The organism is Arenibacter antarcticus (assembly GCF_041320605.1).
Lineage (GTDB): Bacteria > Bacteroidota > Bacteroidia > Flavobacteriales > Flavobacteriaceae > Arenibacter > Arenibacter antarcticus.
Genome location: NZ_CP166679.1, coordinates 3,412,307 through 3,435,662, shown reverse-complemented (window position 1 = coordinate 3,435,662; position 23,356 = coordinate 3,412,307). Strand labels below are relative to the sequence as shown.

18 protein-coding genes are annotated in these 23,356 nt (G+C 35.9%); 14 read left to right on the top strand and 4 right to left on the bottom strand.

The annotated features are described in order from the left end of the window. The first annotated feature begins 66 nt into the window (after nucleotides 1–66). Together KCTC52924_RS14225 and KCTC52924_RS14220 are read left to right on the top strand one after the other, a co-directional pair. Nucleotides 67–696: a hypothetical protein gene (locus tag KCTC52924_RS14225; RefSeq protein WP_251806731.1), complete on the top strand. Its 630-nt coding sequence runs from the start codon at nucleotides 67–69 to the stop codon at nucleotides 694–696. Between the two features lie 284 nt (nucleotides 697–980). Beyond that, nucleotides 981–2,054 carry a GNAT family N-acetyltransferase gene (locus KCTC52924_RS14220; RefSeq protein WP_251806730.1) on the top strand — a complete coding sequence of 358 codons (1,074 nt, stop codon included), beginning with the start codon at nucleotides 981–983 and terminating at the stop codon, nucleotides 2,052–2,054. A 138-nt stretch (nucleotides 2,055–2,192) separates the two neighbouring features. Here the strand turns inward: KCTC52924_RS14220 and KCTC52924_RS14215 are convergent, their stop codons facing one another. Further along, the gene (locus tag KCTC52924_RS14215) at nucleotides 2,193–3,212 is read right to left on the bottom strand and encodes a polysaccharide deacetylase family protein (RefSeq protein ID WP_251806729.1); all 1,020 of its coding nucleotides are present in this window, start codon (nucleotides 3,210–3,212) and stop codon (nucleotides 2,193–2,195) included. A gap of 141 nt (nucleotides 3,213–3,353) precedes the next feature. Here KCTC52924_RS14215 and KCTC52924_RS14210 point away from each other — a divergent pair, with 141 nt between their 5' ends. From KCTC52924_RS14210 to KCTC52924_RS14200, 3 genes are all read left to right on the top strand, one after another. Then, entirely contained in the window at nucleotides 3,354–4,499 is a 1,146-nt protein-coding gene (locus tag KCTC52924_RS14210; protein ID WP_251806728.1) for a glycosyltransferase family 4 protein, read from the top strand. Between the two features lie 728 nt (nucleotides 4,500–5,227). Next, nucleotides 5,228–5,860 (top strand): sugar transferase, encoded by a 633-nt coding sequence (locus KCTC52924_RS14205; protein ID WP_251806727.1) that lies wholly within the window; start codon nucleotides 5,228–5,230, stop codon nucleotides 5,858–5,860. A gap of 298 nt (nucleotides 5,861–6,158) precedes the next feature. Then, a complete protein-coding gene (locus KCTC52924_RS14200; RefSeq protein ID WP_251806726.1) occupies nucleotides 6,159–7,265 on the top strand; it encodes a DegT/DnrJ/EryC1/StrS aminotransferase family protein in 1,107 nt (368 codons plus the stop codon). A 291-nt stretch (nucleotides 7,266–7,556) separates the two neighbouring features. Here the strand turns inward: KCTC52924_RS14200 and KCTC52924_RS14195 are convergent, their stop codons facing one another. The 3 genes from KCTC52924_RS14195 to KCTC52924_RS14185 are packed head-to-tail and all read right to left on the bottom strand — an operon-like array spanning nucleotide 7,557 to nucleotide 10,466. Continuing rightward, nucleotides 7,557–8,177: a sugar transferase gene (locus KCTC52924_RS14195; protein WP_251806725.1), complete on the bottom strand. Its 621-nt coding sequence runs from the start codon at nucleotides 8,175–8,177 to the stop codon at nucleotides 7,557–7,559. After that, nucleotides 8,158–9,381 carry a DegT/DnrJ/EryC1/StrS aminotransferase family protein gene (locus tag KCTC52924_RS14190; protein ID WP_251806724.1) on the bottom strand — a complete coding sequence of 408 codons (1,224 nt, stop codon included), beginning with the start codon at nucleotides 9,379–9,381 and terminating at the stop codon, nucleotides 8,158–8,160. The genes KCTC52924_RS14195 and KCTC52924_RS14190 overlap by 20 nt, the downstream gene beginning before the upstream one ends. Continuing rightward, nucleotides 9,378–10,466 carry a glycosyltransferase family 4 protein gene (locus KCTC52924_RS14185; protein ID WP_251806723.1) on the bottom strand — a complete coding sequence of 363 codons (1,089 nt, stop codon included), beginning with the start codon at nucleotides 10,464–10,466 and terminating at the stop codon, nucleotides 9,378–9,380. Before KCTC52924_RS14185 ends, KCTC52924_RS14190 begins: the two co-directional genes overlap by 4 nt. Nucleotides 10,467–10,860: 394 nt before the next feature. On the opposite strand from KCTC52924_RS14185, the gene KCTC52924_RS14180 reads away from it, so the two are divergent. The 9 genes from KCTC52924_RS14180 to KCTC52924_RS14140 all read left to right on the top strand — a co-directional run bounded on the left by KCTC52924_RS14180 (nucleotide 10,861) and on the right by KCTC52924_RS14140 (nucleotide 23,210). Beyond that, entirely contained in the window at nucleotides 10,861–11,109 is a 249-nt protein-coding gene (locus KCTC52924_RS14180; RefSeq protein ID WP_251806722.1) for an acyl carrier protein, read from the top strand. Nucleotides 11,110–11,136: 27 nt separating this feature from the next. Next, nucleotides 11,137–13,116, top strand: coding sequence for an asparagine synthase (glutamine-hydrolyzing) (asnB, locus tag KCTC52924_RS14175; protein WP_251806721.1), 1,980 nt, complete (start codon nucleotides 11,137–11,139; stop codon nucleotides 13,114–13,116). 20 nt (nucleotides 13,117–13,136) lie between these two features. Further along, the gene (gene nadE, locus KCTC52924_RS14170) at nucleotides 13,137–14,102 is read left to right on the top strand and encodes an NAD(+) synthase (RefSeq protein ID WP_251806720.1); all 966 of its coding nucleotides are present in this window, start codon (nucleotides 13,137–13,139) and stop codon (nucleotides 14,100–14,102) included. Nucleotides 14,103–14,119: 17 nt separating this feature from the next. Continuing rightward, complete coding sequence (locus tag KCTC52924_RS14165) at nucleotides 14,120–15,580, top strand: class I adenylate-forming enzyme family protein (RefSeq protein ID WP_251806719.1); 1,461 nt, start codon at nucleotides 14,120–14,122, stop codon at nucleotides 15,578–15,580. A 178-nt stretch (nucleotides 15,581–15,758) separates the two neighbouring features. Beyond that, on the top strand, nucleotides 15,759–16,811 hold the full coding sequence (locus KCTC52924_RS14160; protein WP_251806718.1) for a peptidoglycan bridge formation glycyltransferase FemA/FemB family protein: 1,053 nt from the start codon (nucleotides 15,759–15,761) through the stop codon (nucleotides 16,809–16,811). 13 nt (nucleotides 16,812–16,824) lie between these two features. Further along, nucleotides 16,825–18,075, top strand: coding sequence for a GNAT family N-acetyltransferase (locus tag KCTC52924_RS14155; RefSeq protein WP_251806717.1), 1,251 nt, complete (start codon nucleotides 16,825–16,827; stop codon nucleotides 18,073–18,075). A 36-nt stretch (nucleotides 18,076–18,111) separates the two neighbouring features. Beyond that, nucleotides 18,112–18,903: a formyl transferase gene (locus KCTC52924_RS14150; RefSeq protein ID WP_251806716.1), complete on the top strand. Its 792-nt coding sequence runs from the start codon at nucleotides 18,112–18,114 to the stop codon at nucleotides 18,901–18,903. 240 nt (nucleotides 18,904–19,143) lie between these two features. Beyond that, nucleotides 19,144–22,524, top strand: a complete 3,381-nt coding sequence (locus KCTC52924_RS14145; protein WP_251806715.1) for a PQQ-dependent sugar dehydrogenase — start codon at nucleotides 19,144–19,146, stop codon at nucleotides 22,522–22,524. After that, nucleotides 22,521–23,210 carry a hypothetical protein gene (locus tag KCTC52924_RS14140; RefSeq protein WP_251806714.1) on the top strand — a complete coding sequence of 230 codons (690 nt, stop codon included), beginning with the start codon at nucleotides 22,521–22,523 and terminating at the stop codon, nucleotides 23,208–23,210. Before KCTC52924_RS14145 ends, KCTC52924_RS14140 begins: the two co-directional genes overlap by 4 nt. Nucleotides 23,211–23,356: the final 146 nt, after the last annotated feature.

Below are 23,356 nucleotides of genomic sequence, written 5' to 3'. Positions count from 1 at the left end.
ATATAATTTAGACATCTATTCAATTTTAATGACGGAGACAATATGCGTAAAATAATTAATGTAACTATGAGCTTAATTGCTCAGGGCGATTACAAGTTTTTTTGGAATATATTTGTGAAAAAAATTTATTCGGTCGAAAATGCATTAGGATTTAGATTAGATTTGGAACATGGACTAAAAGCAAGAAAAGCTCTAATCCCTATCTCCATCAGAGAATCAATAGAAAGTGATAATAGTAATTTTTTGGATAACCGCACCACTGGTTTAATAGAAAGGTTAAACACCTGCTATGTGGCCGTAAATAAAGATGATGTACCGTGTTTTCGTTGTTGGTTAATTGATTCCTCTCAAAATCAAAAATTAAAAAGTTATTGGGGCTATACCTTCCCAACCCTTTCTAAAGATGAAATGCTAATTGAAAATGTATTTACTAACCCCAAATTTAGGGGATTAGGTATATTTCCTGCGGTACTATATCAAATATCGGACTTGGGTAAAAAATTGGGAGCAAAGCATACAATTTCTTTTGGAGAGATTAGTAACAAAAACACAACACGATCAATGGCATACGCCGGATTTAAACCATATACTTATAGACAGGTAAAATGGTTCTTGTTTAGAAAGCGGGTAACATTTTCAGATATCCCCGATTATCTAATGAAGGAGTACTTTCAAACCATAAAAGGAATTCAATAGTCATCATCTTAACACTACCTAGTTCTATACAAATCAACTATTCTCTGAGATTAAAATTAATGAGATTACAAATTTGACTTTCAGTTTTAATAGAACTACTTCCAAAGATATCTCCTCATGGATAATATAAACCCTTTCTTTACAAAAAGTTTTACAAATACTTGGCTAAAATATTTTGGAAACAATGACACTCCTTTAAGTTTTAACAGTATTACATCAGTTAAATTTTGAAAGATAACCGAAAGTTATTCTATTATAACATAGGAAAGAACATCACAAACGGTATGACTTACCAATTAAGAAATACTGAAAATGATTGTAGAGGCAAGGTTTTTCTTATTTATGATGTGTTGTCTCACTTTAAACTTTCAGAAAACATTAAAGATGATCATTCGTATTTAAAGGTTAAAAAAATAACCCAATATAAGGGGCATCTAACTAATTTAACCGGATATAAAAATTTTGAAGATTTCTTTTCCCGACATTTCTCTGCAAAAAGCAGATCCAATATTAAAAAATGGGACAAAAGACTAAAAACTAATTTTAACACTAACTTCAAAGTTTTTTATGGTACTATAAATTTGGAAGAATACAACCATAACTTTGATAATTTATTGAATCTAATTAAAAAGAGATGGAATGATCTGGGAATGGAAAATGACATTATAACAAACCAGGATTATTATAGAGAGTTATGTTATAATATGATTTTAGACCAAACAGCCTCATTGAATGTATTGTATGCAAATGATGAAATTGTAGCAACATCTATCTGTTTTGCTTCTAAAAAAGAACTTTATTTCGCGATTACCACTTTTGATATTGATTTTCGTAAATACAACTTAGGCCATTTATTGATTATGTACATTATGGACTGGTGTTTTGAAAATGGATTCGAAACTTTTGATTATTCTAAAGGCACCTATGAATACAAAACCCGATGGTCCAATACTACCTATGATTTTGAACACCATATTCTGTATGACAGAAAGTCTGTTGTATCGTCATTGACTGGAAATTTTCTCGTACTTTTCTTCAAAATGAAACAATTTTTAAGAGATAAGGATGTCAACATTCTCTACTCTAAAATAAAATATTTAATACACACCCTTAAATTGAACGCGAATGAAAACCAAAACGTCAATATTAAGGACTTAAAACAACCTGTTGAAACGGAAAAGGTCGAATCTATCCCATTGGATAGTAAGTCCGATGATTTTATAAAAATGAAACCTATTGTTTATGATATCATTTTTTCCAATCCACAACCTTTTAAAACCGTTAAAGTATATAAGGGAGCTGAAGGGAATAAATTTATAGTGGAAGGGGAAAAATTTCTTAAAGAAGTTACATTTTAAAAATCACAATTTAGTGTACCTAATGGTGACGTCCCTTTATAGCTCAATTGTAGTTTAAAAACCTTTTAGGGAAATAACTAAATCTATTGAGTGCATATCGTATATAGCTGAATCAGTGATCTGATACAGCTTATATTTTTATCCAAATATTGCCTTTTCTTCAGTTCCCAACCGATTATCAATTAGAGTTGCACAATCCTTCATGCTTACACTCTTAAATCCATACTGCAGCTGCAATTTTTTATAATGCTCCAAAACAGATTTTAGGGTTTCCATGTTTTGCTCTGTATGTTGCCCAAAATTATGCGGATGCCACCATAGGTGATACATTGAATTATTTTTGGCGGCATGTGTCATACTTTCTTTTATCCTCTTTAGCTTTAGGTACTCCACCAGCCTGCCCCCTTTAGCCGCATATGGCCTAAAAAAACGACTTGAAGGAATGTTATAAGGCAGCTGAGACTTCAATTTACTTAACGTATAGCAGTTGTGTCCAGAAATATTTACATAACAATCCAAAGTCCTGTATATCTTTTTCTTTAAGGTGGTCCCTTCTTTGCTGTCTGGCGCATAGTACCATGCTTTCTCATTGCCCCTATAGGTCCAAATGCCCATTTCCCTGCATACTGCTAAATACTCAGGATTATATTGATTTCGTGGAAAAACCAAACTGTGCAACTCCATTCCCTTTGCTTTTGCTATTTCTATCGCAGCAGTCAAATCTGCCTTAAAATCTATTACGGTCTGCCCCACCTCCTGACAATAATAATGGGAAAAAGTATGGGTCCCAATTTCATGCTCAGGATAATTATCCCTGATCATTTCTATTAAAGGCAGTGCAAAATGATAAGGATCTTCATCGGCATTGCTTTTTACCAATTTAAAACCATCCGTGTAGGGCGACAAATTAGAATCCCTATATTGGGGTTTAACAGAAGGAGAAAACGATGTCATTTCCATTCTATCCTTTGCAAACAATAATCCAACCGTTGCAAATGTTGCTTTTATCTCATACTCCCTAAACAATTCTAATATATTGGGTACTATTTCATGCACCTTTTCCATTGCAGATCCATAATCCTCAATTCTTCGTTTATCGCGAACCCCCCAAAAGAGTTCAAAATCTAACGATATTACAAACTGACCTGCAGTGCCCATAAATTAAAAAATAAGAATGTTGTTTAGGTTAAAAGTAAATATATCTGTGTAATATTGATGATTAAAAAGTTATTCGGATAGTAATTAAGGATGAACCGCTAATTTTCATTATTAAATATACTTAACATACTGAATATTTAAATGACACGGAAAGCCCCTACTAGAATTTTGATATTGTGTTCCTTAGACAAATCCCTAATCAGTTTTAGAGGGGATATGATGAACACCCTTATTGAGAACGGATACCGGGTTTTTGCAGCAGCTCCCGATTTAGATCAATCCACTGCCCACGAATTAACCAATATGGGGGTAGTTCCCATAGCATATAAACTTCAAAGGACAGGTCTTAACCCTTGGAAAGATTTATTATCTATTCTTTCTATAAAAAATATAATCACAGAAAACAACATTGAGATTATTTTTCCATATACTATTAAACCAGTCATTTACGGATCTCTTGCTGCTCGCATCACCCAAACTCCGGTTATTTCACTTATCACCGGCCTTGGTTTCACTTTTAGCAAAGGCTCTAAGAATGCCCGAATCTTACAAAAGATAAGTGAATTCCTCTATAGGATAGCGCTTCGGAAAAACAGGACGGTGATTTTCCAAAATGAAGACGATTTGGCACTTTTTAGGGATAAAAAAATTATATCTCCATCCCAAAATACCACTATTGTGGATGGCTCGGGAATTCACCTAGAGCGATATCCTTTTAGACGGAACAACAACTCCTCCCAAAAGATTAAATTTATATTCGTTGCCCGTTTGATACGGGAAAAAGGTACCGAGTTATTCATGAATTCGGCAAAAATCCTTAAAGCAGAATTCCCACAAGCTGAATTTCATATCATTGGTAATCCTGATACTTCCCCTTCATCCATCAGTATAAAGGAGCTAGAACAACTGCACCATCAAAACATTATTCATTATCACGGATTTCAAAAAGATGTACTCTCTCTTTTAAGTGAGGCCGATGTTTTTGTACTGCCCACCTATTATCGGGAAGGCATCCCTAGATCTATTTTAGAAGCCCTGTCCATAGGACTACCTATAATCACAACTGATACTCCAGGCTGCAAAGAGACTGTTTACAGAGGGTTAAACGGAATATTAATAAAACCCCTCCACTTAGACTCCTTAACAACTGCAATGCGCTATTTCCTAGAAAATTCAGGTAAAATAGAAGACATGGGAATAGAAAGTCGGAAATTAGCAGAACGGAGATTTAATGTTGACCTAATCAACCATAATATTTTGAAAATAATAAATCAAGGTCTATCGTAGCCAAATCCTTATCTACCAGAATTTTATATTTTTTTGTAATTAATACCAGTAGAGTGGTTAAAAGTCGGACCTAAAACACCATGTACCATATAATAAACACTTCCAACAACTTAGTTTATAAATCCGTTAAAATTTGGTTGGTTGCCACTCCCTTATTAGAACTTATACAAACAAGCATATAAATCATAATAAATAATGCATATAACATTTCTCTTGATTCTCGATTGGAGGTTTAAATTCGGATGGGGAAATCATAATTAGGGACAACGAGAATACAAATACAATTAACATTATAGTATTATATTTATCCTTAAAAGGATAATTTGAATTAAAATGTACACAAATCATTAGTTGGTTATTTTTCAACTGTGATTAATGAATTTCATCTCCATCAACCATTTTCATATGTAGATATGTATGTATTGATTTTTGAAGGTCATATGCGAGCCTGCCTGACGGCAGTCAGGTTCACATATCTTCATTCGTATTTGCAACCAGATTTCGGTCATGCTCATTTCATAGGTAGATATATATTGGTTTTTAATTGTCATAGCACAAAGTTACTTACTCCGTAGGTAAGACTAAAAGATCTGAAACGAACTGCTGTTGGTCGAGGCATGCTAACTGATAAATTAACCCATAAAATCTTCTGGAATCATTTCTGTATATTTATAAGGTTAGAATATAAAATATCTATCTTAGAACTTAGCCTAAATTAATTCTTTAAGATGTATTCGAAAATTTTAAAACCTGTCCTAGATTTTTGTATTTCAATTATGATTTTAGTGGTATTAAGTCCCTTAATTATCGCGCTCATTCTAGTACTCGCCATAGTTAATAATGGAAAGCCCTTTTTCTTTCAAGAAAGACCGGGAAGGAATGGTGAGATATTTACTATTTTAAAATTTAAAACAATGAACGATCGGAAAGATCACTTAAATCGTTTGTTGCCAGATACAGAGCGTATCACCAAAATAGGTCAACTAATGCGGGATACCTCTTTGGATGAAATTCTTCAATTGATCAATGTACTTAAAGGGGAAATGTCTTTGGTAGGACCTAGACCTCTTCTAATCCAATACCTCGACCTATATAACAATAGACAGGCTAGGCGCCATGATGTTAGACCAGGGATTACTGGATGGGCACAAGTTAATGGTAGAAATGCCATTAGCTGGGAACAAAAATTTGAGTACGATGTATGGTATGTAGATAATATCAGCCTTGCAACAGACCTCATAATAGTGGCCAAAACGTTTAAAAAAATAGTAAATAAGGAAGGGGTTTCCGCAAGCAAAACTGAAACCATGGAGGCTTTTAAGGGCACCGAGAACAATGCCTCTAAAAAAAACCCCCTTTAACTATCGCATCCCCCTACCCCATATTACAAGGATTTTTGATCATTATTAGTCAATAGGTGTTTTCTACTAAGCTTCTGATTTCTAATGTTTGTAACAAAAGATAACCTAGAACAGCCTAAATTGTTTAACATAACGAATTAATAACGATTACATCGATTTTCGTGTAATCGTAAAAAAAATTAAATCAATTTAAACTATCTTTACCTAGCTTGACGCATGAAGTAATCACTTTTAAATTTAATCTTAAATTTAATCTATTTTGGTTCCCCCGAAAAAAATATACTTATCGCCACCGCATATGTGCGGATCAGAGCAAGATTATATTACACAAGCCTTCGATAAAAATTGGATAGCGCCAGTTGGAAATAATATTGATGTTTTTGAAAATTTACTTTGTAATTTTATCAAGGAAGATACCCATGTAGCTGCTTTAAATTCTGGGACTGCTGCAATACATTTAGGGTTATTATTACTTGGAGTATCTAAAGGGGATGAAGTAATATGCCAATCCTTGACCTTCGCAGCATCTGCCAACCCTATTTTATATCTTGGTGCCACGCCAATATTTGTGGATAGCGAAAGAGACACATGGAACCTTTCCCCTGACTTGCTAGAAATAGCAATTAAAGACAGAATAGCCAAGGGCAAAAAACCAAAGGCCATTATAGCAGTACACCTTTATGGTATGCCATATAAGGTTAATAAAATCAGAAATCTTGCGGATAAATATAACATTCCTATTTTGGAAGATAGTGCGGAGGCACTTGGCAGCAAATATAAAGGGGATAAATGTGGAAGCTTTGGTGATTTGGGTGTATTTTCCTTTAACGGCAATAAAATAATAACTACTTCTGCAGGTGGAGCCTTGGTTGCCAAAAATCTGGAAACAAAGAACAGGGCTATTTATTTGGCTACACAAGCTCGTGATATGGCTCCTTATTACCAACATTCAGAAGTTGGTTATAACTATAGGATGAGTAACATACTTGCCGGAATTGGAAGGGGGCAAATGGAAGTCCTAGAAAACCGAGTTCAGTCTAGGAGAGACATCTACGACTATTATAAAGACAGACTTCAAAATATTCCAGAAATCGAATTTCTAGATGAGCCAAAAGATTATTTTTCCAACAGGTGGCTATCTTGTATTTTAACCTCTTCCTTTGAGATCAGAGAACGAATACGCCTCGCTTTAGAAAAAGAGAATATTGATTCTAGAACTTTGTGGAAGCCGCTTCATCTTCAACCTATATTTCAAGAATCTCCATCCTTTTTAGACGGCACTTCGGAAGACATCTTTCAACGTGGACTTTGTTTGCCAAGCGGATCAAACCTTACCGAAGAAGAGCAGGAACGAGTTATTTCAATTATCTCTTACGTTACCGAAAAAGTGCTTAAATTGGCTTGAAAAAATAATTTTGTATCCCCCAGATATAGCCAAATAATTCTTCAAAAAAACTAATTGCCAGCCATCATTAATTTAATAATGTATTTTTCCTAAATCACAACAGCTCTTTTGGTGATTCAATTACTGTTATTTATAAAGTGCATCTGATAACAAGAGGTGGCGGTCAAAATAATAGGTTAGTCAATAGACCAAAAATATTCAAAAAAGGAAAATAACATCAATTTCTTATTAAATATAAAACTCCCCAATTTATCTTGTATTTCTATGGATTATACGTTAATATTGTTGGTATTACCTCTCTAAAACTTCGCTATCTTCATCTTTTTTAAATATAGATGTAATAGTTAAAAAAATAATTTTTATATCGGTCCATATCCCCATTTCCGCTATATATTTTTTATTTAATTCCAATTTTCTTGGTAAAACATCCTCTATATATTTCCTTTCGGGATCACTGGACGATTTTAAAATCTCATTTTCGTTCCTAAAATAAATGGAAGCATAATCTGTTATTCCAGGTTTAATGGAGAGAACAATTCTATCCTCTGCAGCATACAGGTCCACATACTTGGACACCTCGGGCCTGGGCCCTACCATGCTCATTTCCCCAATAAAAACATTAAATAATTGCGGTAATTCATCTAATTTAAATTTTCTTAGATAATACCCCGTAGGTGTCACCCGTGGGTCCCTATCACCAACAGTTAATAGGCCTTGTTTATCCGCTCCCGTATACATGGTCCTAAATTTCAGAATATTGAAAATCTTTCCATCTAGACCAACCCTGCTTTGCCTGTAAAATATCCCCCCTTTTGAAGAGGCTGCAATAGCAATGGATACCATGCCTAATATGGGGGATATAACTAGTAAACCCACTCCAGAACTTAAAATATCAAAGCTTCTCTTGAGCATATAGTACTTGTTCTACCGATTCACATACAGCCTTTACAATATAAGTAATTTCCTCATCTGTTAATTGCGGGTATATAGGAAGGGATATTTCATTGGAATATTGTTTATAGGAAATTGGAAAATCAGCAATTGAATACCCCATTTCCTTAAATAATGAAAGTAAGGGCAATGGTTTAAAATGCACGTTTACCGCCACATCATACGTTGAGATCAAAGTAATAATTTGATCTCGTTGCTCTTCGTTTATACCACTTACCCTTAAGGCGTAAATGTGACAAGAAGATTGTTTTTTATTTGACTTATATTTTGGTAAAATTGCCCATTCCCGTTGCGATAAATATTCGTTGTATGCTTCAAAAATACGTATTCGTTCGGGAAGTGTTTTGCAGATATATTCTTCCATCTGGCCTATTCCTATAGCTGCCAATACATCGGGCATATTAATTTTTAATCCAGGAAAAATAATATCGTAACTCCATGCTCCAGCCTTACTCTTTGTAAAAGCGTCCTTAGTTTGTCCGTTTAACGAATAGCACCGTAAGGTATTATATAGTTCCTCATTATCGAATGGAGCAGGCATATTTAAACATATTGCCCCCCCCTCAGCAGTAGTTACATTTTTTACAGCATGTAAAGAAAAAATGGTCACATCGGTCAAAACTCCCGTCTGCTTACCCTCATAGGCCGCGCCTATAGAGTGGGCGGCATCTGAAATAACCAGAATTCTTCCCAACATTTCCTGAATTTCATTGTCGGGTTTAAATAATCCTTTTTTATGTATAACCAATTGGTTTATCTCCGGATAGTCGCATGGCCATCCAGCGATATCTACAGGAATTATTGCTTTGGTTTTATTGGTAATTGCCTTTTCAATCGCCTTCAATGATATATTAAAATCTTCGTTCACATCTACCATAACAGGTTTTGCATGGGCATGAATCACTGCCAAGGCAGTAGCAGAATAGGTGTAAGCTGGTAAAATTACTTCGTCATCAGGCTGTACTCCAAACCACTTTAACATCAGTATTGCCCCCGAAGTCCACGAGTTAACACATAGCACTTGGGGAGCTTTGGTCAACGCAGCTATCTGACTTTCTAACTTTTTAACTTTGGGTCCAGTGGTAATCCATCCGGATTCCAATGAATCCATAACTTCATTCTTAACTGAATCGTTAATATAAGGTGGTGAAAACGGTATCTTCATATTGCTTTTTTATATAACTCTATATACTTGCCACTAATAACGTTCAAACTAAATTGTTTTACATGTAATTTAGCTTTATCTCCCATCTGTTTGGCCAGCGGTCTATCCATTGCCAAACGTATCATGGCATTCGCCAAGTCCTCGGAATTGTCCACTTCAACATGAAGACCTTCTTTTAAATGTCTTATTATTTCATTTGTCCCAGGAACATTTGTTGTAATACTAGGCAACCCTAAAGCGGAGGCTTCCAACAAAACCCTGGAAAATCCTTCTCTAAAGGTTGGTAGAACAAAGGCATCAGCGCTAAGCATTAACTCCTTTATATCTGCTCTAGGACCCAACCAATCTACAACCTTACTGTATTTCTCAAGAATTTCTAAATTTAATCGTTTAGAGGCCTCTTCCAACGGTCCAACTAATAAAAATTTGAATTCATAATTATTCTCTTTACAGATTTTTGCAGCTTCTAGATAATTAATTATCCCTTTTTCATATACCAATCTAGAGACACATATAAAAGTAAAAACGTCGTTTGTTTCTTTTGTCCTATTGGTTAAATTGGAGAGGTCTATCCCACTGCCAAAAATTAGTGAACTATTGGATAAATCTACCAACTTATTTTCTAAAAAGTATCCTCTGTCATCCTCGTTTTGGAAAGTAGTATGAGTAACTCTCCTTCTAATTGCGAAATGGGCTATAGTATGAAATATTCTATAGACCTTAAACTTAAGTTCATTAGACATAAAGATAGTACCCATACCTGTAATTGTCCTAATTATTTTCGTATTCAATCCAATAGCTGCAAATGGAAGAATAAAAGCTGGTTTGGTATCAAAGGTTTGAACGATATCGAAATTGTTTTTTTTTAGAATATTTCTATATTCCATTATCGTCTTTACATCGGATATAGGATTAAATTTTCTATTTAAACTATATCCGATATATTGTATATCCTCGGGGTAATCGTATTCCTTTGTACCCAATATGGTTACCTCAAAATTATCTCGCATAAGGCATTGTGCCAAACCAATTCTTTTATGGGCATCTTCGCTCCCTACCAGACATATGCTAATTTTTTTGTACATTTAGGTATAAATTTGCCTTGTATCTATAAATCAAAGAAACAGCTAAGTTTTTTTTATTTTATTAATCGTAGTTAAAACTACCATTTAAAACGATAAATAGTAAATTTTACATTTAATATAGGATGTAAAAGTCGATTATCTCGAAATTTGGATTTGAATTGCCTATTGACATGCTAGCTTCAATCTAGAATCCAATTTTTAAATTGACCTCATTCTAATTTAGTTGTGTAATATCTAAACTACTCCCCACCAGTATCCCCTTAAATTTACATTTGACCCGTTGTAATTTGCCTTCTAGCGAATTATAACCTTATTATTCTATCATTTTGAGAATAACAATTATGTTTACATAAAACGGTGCATGGAACCAAGAATAACTTTAATAAATTAAGCTATGATTACGCAAGTTGAAACCAAAAGCAGAGTGAAGGAGTACATTGTTAGCGCCACCCTATCCGACACTAAAGATGTGGCCGATGACACCTTAATTTTTGAAACTGGTCTCTTGGATTCGATGGGATTATTATTCCTTATTGAATTCTTGAAGGAGGAGTTTAATGTAGAGGTGACCGATGAGGAACTTTTACCAGAAAATTTTGAATCAGTAAACAACATTATTAAATTCATAGACAGCAAATTATAATTTTATACACAACTTTTATCACTAATTATGTGCGGGATAGCTGGTTTTAATAACTTCTCTACCGATAGGCTACAACAAACCACTGTTCTTCGTCGTATGCTTACGAGGATTAAACACAGGGGACCAGACCAGAGTGGGATTTACCTGAGTGACAACCTTGGCTTAGGGAGCGTAAGATTAAGTATAGTGGACCTTAGCTGCGGTACTATGCCCATCTCTAACGGGGATGACTCGCTGTGGATTGTTTTTAACGGTGAAGTTTACAATCATATTGAGTTACGAGAAGAGCTAGAAGCTAAAAACCACCTATTTAAGACCCATAGTGATACCGAAGTAATAGTCCATCTATATGAAGAATATGGACCAGAATTCGTTCACAAATTAAATGGTCAATTTGCAATTGCCATTTGGGATAAAAATAAACAAGAACTTTTTTTGGCTCGAGACCGTGTAGGCATTCGCCCACTTTACTATACAGAGATAGGAGAAACTTTTATTTTTGCATCGGAGATTAAGAGTTTGTTAGAATTTCCTAACTTTAAACCAAAAATTTCCCCAAAGGCTATTTCAGAATATTTTACGTTTTGGACCTCCTTATCGCCTGGGACCGCTTTTGAAGGGGTTTATGAAGTTCCTCCCGGAACCTATATAACGATCAACAAACATTCTAAAAACAGTGTTACCTATTGGGAATTGCCTTTATACAAACCCAATGAGTATAAGTACACCAACGTAGAAGAGGCTGCAAAGGATTTTGAAACCATTTTCTCCGATTCCGTCAAGCTAAGGCTTCGGGCAGACGTACAGGTTGCAGCATATCTTAGTGGTGGTATAGATTCTAGTGTAACCACATCGTTTATTAAAAGTATATCCCCAGACAATCTTAGGACATTTTCTATTGGGTTTACAGAAAAAGATTATGACGAATCTCACTACCAAAACATAGCATCCGATTATTTTAAAACAGAACATTCTAGTGTTATCTGCGGGCCAAATGAAATTGCAGAGAACTTTAAATCGGTAGTCTGGCATGCAGAGGCTCCCTTGTTGCGCACTGCCCCTACTCCAATGGGCTTGTTGGCCAAGAGTGTTAAAGACCAAAACATAAAAGTTGTGATTACCGGGGAGGGAGCAGATGAACTTTTGGGAGGTTACAATATTTTCAAGGAAACCAAAATTAGGCGATTTTGGGCGAAGGATCCAACATCCAAATTTAGACCCCTTCTGTTAAAAAAATTATACCCCTATTTACCTCAAATGACCAATGCCAATAATAATGTTCTGAAAATGTTTTTTGGCTATAAACTTAAAGAAACCGATTCCCCAGTCTATTCTCATCTCTTGAGGTGGAACAATACCTCCCGAATAAATAATTATTTAACTAAAGAATACCGAGATGCCATTGGTGACTACGACCCCATTACATGTATTGAACAAAAATTTGCAAAAAAACTCAATGGCTTAGATTCTTTGACCAAGGCACAGTGGATAGAATTAAACCTATTTATGTCTGGTTATCTTTTATCCTCACAAGGCGATAGGATGGGTATGGCACATTCCATAGAGGGAAGATATCCCTTTCTAGATCACAGGGTTATAGAATTTTGTATGAGCCTACACCCAGATTTAAAGCTTAACGGACTGAAAGAGAAGTATTTGTTGAAAAAATTAATGAAAGGAAGATTGCCTGATGTAATTTTAAATAGACCGAAGCAGGCCTATAGAGCCCCTATTCGAAGCACCTTTATATCCGATAGTTTACCTATATACCTTAAGAATATGCTTTCAGAAGAAGCAATTGTACAATCTGGTATTTTTAATCCAGATCATGTCAAAAGGTTACTTGACAAAATGAGAGGTGAAAATCAAGTTTCCGAAATAGATAACATGGCCTTAACAGCCATATTGTCTACTCAAATTTTAAATGATTTGTTTATCAATAGATCGTTTCCAGATCTTAAAGAAGATGAACTTATTCAACTTGATAAAACCATAATTGATTATTAATTCTAAACAAATACAATCCTATGAAACCATTTTCAAAAGATATCCTATTTCTTGAAAACATAGATGAAGTTTGCAATAACATCATCACCAAATTAAAAAATGATGTCTATCAAAAATTGCAACGCAGAGGTGCTGTTATAGGTATAAGCGGTGGTATTGATTCTTCCGTATGTATGGCCCTGTCCGCCAAGGCCTTTGGTCCCGAAAAAGTGACAGCAATTATGTTACCAGAACAAGACTCCAGTGACGACAGTAAAAATCTAGCTTTAAAACTTGCAAATAAATTTGATGTTAATACATTGGAAGAAAACATCACTCAAGCTTTAGATGGATTTGGATGCTATAATAGAAGAGATGAAGCCATTGGAAGGGTAATTACAGGTTTTGATCCTAAAGTGGATAAAGCAAAAATTGAGATTAAACAAAACATCAATAAAAACATACCTGCAATTTTCTCCATTACCGTTATAAAACCTAACGGAAAGGTTTATAGTAAATTACTGCCTGCCAAAGAATACCTACAAATAGTGGCCTCTACCAATTTTAAACAACGCAGTAGAATGTCCATGTTGTACTACCATGCCGAAAGACTACATTATGCGGTTATTGGAACCCCTAATAAGCATGAGGTGGAGCAAGGCTTTTTTGTGAAGCACGGTGATGGCGCCGCAGATGTAATGCCTATTGGACATTTGTATAAAACACAGGTTTACCAATTAGCAGCACATCTGGGAGTCCCTCAAGAAATAATTGACCGGACCCCAACAACCGACACCTATACCGCAGAACAAACTCAAGAAGACTTTTTCTATCAGATGCCCTTTAAGGAAATGGATTTAACTTGGTACGGTTGGGAGAATAATTATGAGGCCGAAGAGGTTGGGAAAGTAATGGGTAAAACAACCCAAGAAATTGAAAACATTTATAAGAGTTTTGAAAGAAAGAAAAAAACTACTGAATATTTGAGAATGAGACCCATATTCTAATCGATAATTTAAAAAAAATGAATGTTTTTGATTATTTATTCGACACAACACAAAGTCTTGAAAAAGATTTTGTATTAGGACCCAAAGAAACAATTTCATTTAAAAAACTACATGAAAATAGTTTAAAAGTTGCTTCTTATTTAAAGGTTCATGTGGGCGAAGATCAAAACATTGCATTAGTAAGTCCCAATTCTGTCTTTTTCATTACTGTGTATTTGGGCATACTTAAATCTGGGAATGTTTGTGTACCATTAAATTTTACTATTGAACAGGAGAATTTAGATTTTATACTTGAAACTACAGCTTGCCAAACTGTTTTTATGTCTAAAAACCAACAGTCCAAGCAACTAATTGGGAACGGGATACTGCATTTAGACGAAGTAATTCTTCAAGAAATCTTAGAACATCAGAAAATAGAGAAGCTCCCTACAGACTGTTCCGGAAACAAATTGGCAGAAATTATATTTACTTCCGGCTCTACCGGTTCCCCCAAAGGGGTGATGATAAGTCATCATAACATTATTGCCAATACCGGGTCCATAATCGAATATTTAAACTTGACCGGTTACGACATAATAGCTGTGGTATTGCCATTTTTTTACTGCTATGGGCTTTCTTTATTGCACACCCATTTAAGAGTAGGTGGATCCATGGTGCTAAATAATAGCTTTATTTTTCTAGGATCTGTAATTAATGATTTAAAAAAATATAAATGCACAGGATTTGCAGGTGTTCCTAGCCATTATCAAATTTTGCTTAAAAAATCTCAAAATTTTAAAACCACCCATTTTCCGGACCTAAGATATGTTACCCAGGCGGGTGGTAAGCTACACAATGTTTTTGTAGATGAATTTACACAGGCCTTTCCCGAGATAGATTTTTTTATTATGTATGGGCAAACAGAAGCCACTGCCCGTTTATCTTATCTACCTCCCAATATGGTGTCAAAAAAGGTAGGCTCAATAGGAAAGGGGATACCTGGTGTATCCTTGAAAATTGTAGATAATCAGGGAGATGAAGTAAAGGTTGGAGAAGAAGGCGAACTTGTAGCAAAGGGAGAGAATATAATGCTGGGATATTTTAAAGAACCTGTGGAAACAGAAAAAACCATCAAGAATGGCTGGTTATATACAGGTGACATTGCTGTTGCGGACAAGGAAAATTTTCTATATTTAAAGGCCCGAAAAAAAGAAATTATAAAGGTGGGGGGAAAACGGGTAAGTCCAAAAGAAATAGAAGAAGTTATCTTATCTGTACCCGAGGTTGTAGATTGTACTATTACAGGAGTGGAAGATGACATATTAGGGGAATCAATTTTAGCTACTATAGTCTTGAACAACCCTAAAAATCAAATACATATGAAGGAAGTAATTCTTTCTAAATGTGTTGAAAAACTCTCACTTTATAAAATACCACAACAAATGGTTTTCGAAAATAGTATTTCCATAAGCGCTACCGGAAAGAAAATTAAGAAATAGAGTTTATTCTCTTTTAATAATCTGTGGATAACCCTAGTACATTCCATTTAAAAAACTTAAAAATTTCTTTTGATCAGCTTTTTAAAAAAAGCTGAAGGTTGAAATTCTATTTCACTATTTACGATAATATGAAATATCCTTATCACCCATTTATTATACTACTTTTAGTTAATTGCTTATGACAAATATTGTAATACTGGATAAAAAGCGGGAATGGGACAATGTAATTGAGTCCTGTGATTATTCCGATTTTTACCATACTTATGAATACCATTGTATTGCAAGAAATGAAAGTGACCAGCCTATCCTTATAAAATACAGCGAAAATGATAAGGTAATAGCACTTCCACTATTGCTTCGTAAAATAAAAGGCACCAAATACCAAGATGCCACCTCTGTATATGGATATTCTGGTCCGGTAACCAAAAATATATATCCCAGTTTTAATAATAGTCAATATACAAAAGCCCTACAGGAGTTATTTCTAGAGTTAAACATCATTTCAGTCTTCTCAAGATTAAATCCTTTTATTCCAAATCAAAAAATTGTTTTAAATAGATTAGGTGAAGTTTCTTTTAGTGGAAATGTAGTCTACATTGACCTAAAGCAGGATTTAGAAACCCAAAAGAGGAACTATAACAGAAGACTTAAATCCTATATCAATAAATCTAGAAAGGAGTATACCGTTAAAGTTTGTACCAAAACCAGTGAATTGGAGGCATTTATTGAGCTATATTATGAAAATATGAAGCGTGTTAATGCGAGCAAAAGTTATTTTTTTAGCAAAGATTATTTTTTTAGTCTTTTTAATTCCCAAGATTTTAAAACGGAGGTTTTAATAGCTATACAGAATGCGTCTAAAAAAATAATTGCTGGTGCCATGTTCGTGAAAAAGAATACTATTATTCAATACCATCTCTCAGGCTCAAGTGAGGAATTCCTATACTTAAACCCAGTTAAAATGTTAATAGATGAGATGAGAATTAAGGGAACCAAGGAAAATTATCAATATTATAATTTAGGTGGAGGCCTGGGCGGCGTTGAAGATTCTTTATTTAGGTTTAAATCTGGATTTTCCAAAGATTTAAAGGAATTTGAATTATGGAAATATATAATAAATCAGGCTGCGTATGATCAATTATATGCTATAAACCAACAAAGGGAGGGGAACAATAATCTAGACAATTTAAATAGTTATTTTCCCGCATATCGATGGAAAAACAAGGATTAATGAAAATAAACAAATGAAAAACAATCCGTTTACATCCAATACTTTTACACGGATTTGGTTGAAGCATTTTGGTAAGGTAAAGGCTTTTTACTCTTTCAACTTTATCGGTGATCTGTCTTTTTATAAACCTGGTCGCCTTCCTATCTATTATAACCTCGGCAAGAATTTAACCAAAGGTATTTCCTATACGTTGTTGCCGATCCAGACTAAGGAGTTTAGGAAAAACGTTTTTATAATATACGATGTGCCCTCTTATTTTGATATAAAGTTGGAAAATTCCAGTGATCAATTAGGACTTATCAAAACTAAACAGTACCCCGGTTTTTTAGTAGATCTAAATAGTTATACGGATTTTAACCAATACTTCTCTTCCACTTTTAGCAAAAGCTCTAGATACAAACTAAATAAATACAAAAAACGATTGGAAAATTGTTTCGACATTTCATACCAAATGTATTATGGGGAAATGGACCGAGAAGTTTACGATTCCACCTTCAATCATTTTAAACAACTGTTAAGGAAGAGATTTGATGATAAGGGCATCACAAATAACAATCTAGACCCTAAAGAATGGAACTTTTATCATGAAGTGGCCTTCCCTATGATTTTAGAAAAAAAAGCTTCCTTATTCGTTATTTACAATGACCATACTCCCATCGGCGTAACCCTTAACTATTTTTCTGACCATAGTGTTTTCGACGCAATAACCGTTTTTGATATTAGTTATGAAAAGTTTCATTTAGGATCGGTTACAATTATGAAACTTATTGAATGGAGTATTGACCAAAGATACCAATATTTCGATTTTTCAAAGGGATATTTCGACTATAAAAAACGCTGGTCTACACGAATTTACAATTTTGAATATCACCTTTATTACGACAAGTCCTCACCTGTATCAACTTTCTTAGCCAAGGGGATTGCTATTTATTTCAACTTTAAGCAGTTGCTAAGAGAGAAGGATATAAATACCAAGTTCCATAGCCTAACCTATAAATTAAAAAATAGGAAACCCAAGAATGACGAGAAAATAGAATACCTTTTTACTCCCATAGAAGATGAAGCACTTCTGACTAATTATGAAGAAATAAATAGAGATAGTGAAGAATGGGTCGATTTAATGTCCGCAATTTTCGAATATTTATATTTAAACAATGAATCTTATAAACTATTAAAGATTAAAAAAAACAGTAATGAGGACCATAAATTTACCTTTGAAGGCCGTGACAAAAAAATGATGCTCACCATTTCAGTTGCCCATTAACGGATGTGGAAAATATTACTGTCTAAAAAATAATACATGGATATAAACAAATCTCCAAAAAAAATTGTCATGATCACCGGTGAGGGGGAATATCCAGTAATGGTATACAACTATTTAAATGAAAATAACATAGCTATAGGTCACTTAATTATTGAAGATCCCATTGAAACTCAAATCTTTCTAAAACGAAGAATCAAAAAGCTGGGAGTTATTAAGGTATTTGGACAAATCCTCCATCGTCTGGTCATTGTTCCAATTCTTAAAGTAACTTCGACTGAAAGAATCCAAAAAATTAAGGAGATAGGTCGGTTAAATTCCATTCTTCCCAATAATGTTATCATCTCAAAAGTTCCGTCGGTAAACTCAAAAAAATGCATTGATCTCCTCCAAGAATTAGATCCAATGCTAGTCGTAATCGTAAATACACGGATATTAAATAAAACAACACTATCTTCTATCTCTGGGAAATTCATCAATATCCACGCAGGAATTACGCCTTATTACAGAGGATGGCACGGCGGTTATTGGGCGCTTGTACGCAAGGATACCAAAAATTGTGGTGTCACCATCCATGTGGTAGACGATGGTATAGATACTGGAAAAATAGTGTATCAAGGAATAATTCAAATTTCAAAAAGGGATAATTATTATACCTATCCCTTCCTTCAACTTTTAATCGGTCTCCCTTTACTGAAAAGCGCGATAGAAGACCTAAGAGACCATAAAATAAACAATTACAAGACCGATGATGTAGAAATAGGTACTCTTTTTTATCATCCTACCATCTGGGAATACCTTTATAATAGAATCGTCAAAAAAGTTAAATAAGTGCACCCATCTCTCGTTATAATCTAGGTTCTATCTCTATCAATATTTCAGTATTATAAAGAACTTCTTAATTAATTCCGTTAATTTTCCCTCAATACCGAATGAGATAGCGCAATTAAGTTAATTATTTTACCTAAAGTGTTAAAAATCAACAAAATTACCCCTATCTTTATGTAATACATCCATCCCGATATAATACTCCCCTAAACTTAAATAATAATCATGATTTAGGAAATTACTATGAAACTTCGAAGCCAACCTTTCGCCTCCTTCATTGTCCTTTTCATAATATCGGCGCTATGTAGTGCCCAAATAAGTTACCAAGATGCCTTTCCCAATCTCAGTTTTGAATATCCGACCGAGATACAACCGGCTAATGATGGTTCAGACAGATTGTTCGTGCTGGAACAGCCTGGTAGGATAAAGGTCTTCCAGAATGACGAAAACACCCAGATAGCCGAGACCTTTTTGGACCTCACCACAACGGTAAGCTTTTCCTCGGGACAAGAAATAGGCCTCTTAGGACTGGCCTTCCACCCCAATTACCGCAATAATAGATATTTCTATGTTTACCATACACGCCAGAGTTCACTCTCGGGCGTCTATGTGGAAATAGTACTAGCAAGGTACACTGTGAGCGCCGATGACCCAAATAGAGCGGATCCGGACAGTGGCCTAGAGATCTTTAGTTTCGACAAGAACCAGGGCAATTCTAACCACAACGGAGGGAAGATTGCCTTTGGACCAGACGGGTACCTCTACATCTCCATTGGAGACGGTGGCGGGGGTAGTGATCCAAATAAGAATGCACAGAACCTGGACAATGTCTTTGGAAGTATTTTAAGGGTAGACGTGGACCTAGATGGCAACAATCCCCTTGAGAGCAATCCCGATCTACCCAACGGAAATTACGAGATCCCCTCAGACAATCCTAGGGTAGGTTTAAGCGGACTGGACGAACTATATGCCTGGGGATTGAGAAACACCTGGAAGTTCTCCTTTGACGGTCCAACCGGACTACTATGGGGAGCAGATGTGGGACAGGGCGACAGGGAAGAAATCAACATTATCCAAAGAGGTGGCAACTACGGATGGAACAGGTTTGAGGGGAATACCGTAGAGGACGCCTCCACCGTCTTGACCACCACCCCAGACATCAAGCCCATTTTTGAATATGGCCGAAGTAATGGAGATATCTCCGTAACCGGGGGATACCTGTACAGGGGTCCGGACAATGACCCCAAGATTAAAGACAAATACATCTATGGCGACTATAGTTCCGGAAGGGTTTGGGCACTGGATTACGATGCCACCAACGGGACAGCTAACTCAGAACTGCTATTCAGGACCGATGGACAGTACATATCCTCCTTTGGAATGGACAGTGCAGGTAGGCTCTATTTTAGCGATTATGGGACCCAGGCTAAAATATACAAGATTTCAGGAAGTAAGGGGGAGCCACAGACAGTCGCCGTAAACGGTGTGGGCCATTGGACTACCTTAGGAGCCGGCACCAACGGCGAAGTGGAGGCCATAGCCTCGGATGCAGACGGCAAGGTCTATATAGGAGGACAGTTCTCCATGGCAGGAGGCAAAGCCGCCAACAACTTGGCGCTGTACGATCCCAGTACTGGATGGAGCACTATAGGCGACGGACCCAATGGCAAGGTGATGTCCATTGCAATAGCAACCAACGGGAACCTATACGTTGGGGGCGATTTTTCCCAGATCGGGGGGATAGCGGCCAACAACATCGCTGTATGGAACGGTATCCAATGGGCCGCCATGGGAACAGGGACCAATGGGCCAGTAGCGGCCATAAACCTTACTGCCGATGGAAAGACTTATATAGGGGGTACCTTCGAGACAGCAGACAACAGCACTGTAAACAATATTGCGGTATGGACAAGCGGGGCATGGGTCCCATTACAGGACACAACAACTGGAATAGCTGGAACCAACAATGAAATACGCGCCATTTCTATAGATCAAAATGGCGATGTCTACATAGGAGGTAATTTTGATGCCGCAGGAGGTAATAATGCACCAAGGATAGCCGTATGGAACGGGACCCATTGGTCTAGCCTAGGAGCCGGCACAAGCGGCTTTGTACAGGCTATAAACATTACACCTACCCATATCTATGCCGGGGGGAACTTCGCCATAGCAGGAGGCGCCACCGTCAACAGAATTGCCCGATGGAACCGTAACTCCTTACAATGGGAGGCCATGGGAACAGGACTCAGCGGTAACGTCAACGCCATGCAGCATGACGACACCTACCTCTATGCAGCCGGGAATTTCCAGACCGCTTCAGACAACGGGAATATTGACAAAATAATGAACGGCATGGCAAGATGGAGTGTTGGCCAAGGCTGGGAGGCAATGGGAGAAGGGACTGCCGTGGGAGTGGACAACCAAGTAAACGCTCTGGCCTTCAACACGGAAAAATCCCAACTCTACACAGCAGGTAATTTCAATAGCGCAGGATCTATAGATACCAAGAACTTGGCACTTTGGGGAGTCGAAATAAATTGTATCATCAACAGTTTTGAGCCAGTATATACCGTTGATGGGATACTACAAACAGGGGAGCAGGAAATTACTGTTCAAGAAGGAGCGGAACTTATTTTAAGTGTTTCGCCAAATATAACTTTCTCCATTCAGCTAGTTGATAATACTGTAGTATCTGGTAACCACACTATTTCAAATATTGCTATTTCACAAGCAGGAATTTACACATTCACTTCTGAAGAAGGCTGTATAAAAACGTTACAAATTAATGTAGCTCCATTAATTGAGGATACAGATAACGATGGTGTTCCCGATGATATTGACGAATGCCCCAACACTCCACCCGCTACTGTTGTGGATGATAAGGGTTGTACAATTTCAACTATTCCGACTATTCCAATGGATAATTATATTATTTCCGCTACTGGGCTCAGCTGTATAAGCTCCGATAACGGATCAATATCCATTTTATCCAAGGACTCTGAAATAGCGACTACCGTCAACCTTATTGGTAATGACATCAATAACAACTATAACTTTAAGGAAAATCTAGAGATAGATAATCTAAAAGCAGGCGGATACAAAGTTTGCTTATCAGCAGAAGCTTACCCTGATTTTCAACTATGTTCCCAGATTACAATTACCAAACCCGAAAACCTGTTGGTAACCTCCACCCTAGATAAAAGAAATAACGTACTTACCTTAAAAATGAGTGGCGGCCAACAATACAATATTATCCATAATGGCCAAAAAGTCATTACAGAAGAAAACCTGTATCAATTGAGAATGACGGGAAGTTTAAATGTTGTCCAAGTATCTACCGATAATTACTGCCAGGGTACTTTTGAGAAAACTTTTTCAGCAAACAGTTCCTATGTATATCCAAATCCATTTAGGGATGATATAACAATAAACTCCATAGATGACACCTCCAATGTGGTGAAAACATCCATATATTCTTCCATGGGAGTATTAATCTTATCTGATACGTCCCACTATCTTAATGAAAAAGTACATATTCAAACTTCATATCTTCCTTCAGGAGTTTATTATTTATTTGTAGATAATGGAAAAACAATCGTTTCTCATAAAATAATAAAGCAATGAAATCACTAATAATTCCAATAGTATTTATTCTCTTGATTATTTCATGTGATAGCAACAACGATGAAATTACCAATATAGAACCTACACCGGGTAAAGCTCAACTGATTTTTCCAGAAAATGCTTCCGAATGTATAGAAGGGGAAATACTATCTGAAACGCAAAGTGAAGTCCTTTTTCAGTGGACCGAATCAGAAAACACAAACGGGTACCAAGTTAACCTTACCAATATAATTACAAAAAATACTAAAGAATATTCCACGGAAAACAATAAACTTTCTATCCAAATTGAAAGGGGTACCCCCTATTCATGGCAAGTGATTTCTAAAAGTAATTCCATGAGTACTAAAAGTGAAACTTGGTCTTTTTATAATGCGGGAAACAATATTAAATATTATATTCCCTTTCCAGCGGAGAATATCTCACCTATCAACGCTGCCAAATTACCCTCCAATCAAACAACTATTAATTTGGAATGGAATGCTAGTGATCTGGATTCTGACATTGTAGAATACGATATTAACTTTGGTGAAAGTAATTCTCCTGCTATTTATAAAGCTCAAATTAAGGAGACCACACTTAACAATGTACCTGTTTCCACAGGAAAAGCCTATTACTGGAGCATCACTACTAGGGATGCGGTAGGCAACGAATCGTTGTCTGGTACATTTATGTTTCAAGTAGAGTAAAATACCTAATTCTTTTGCCTGCATTTATAGCACCTATTTACAATTTAATTAAGTACACCTAACCATATTTATGTCGGGGGGAATATGCCATAACAGGAGGCGCCCCCGTCAACAGAATCGCCCGACGGAACTGTAACTCCTTGCTA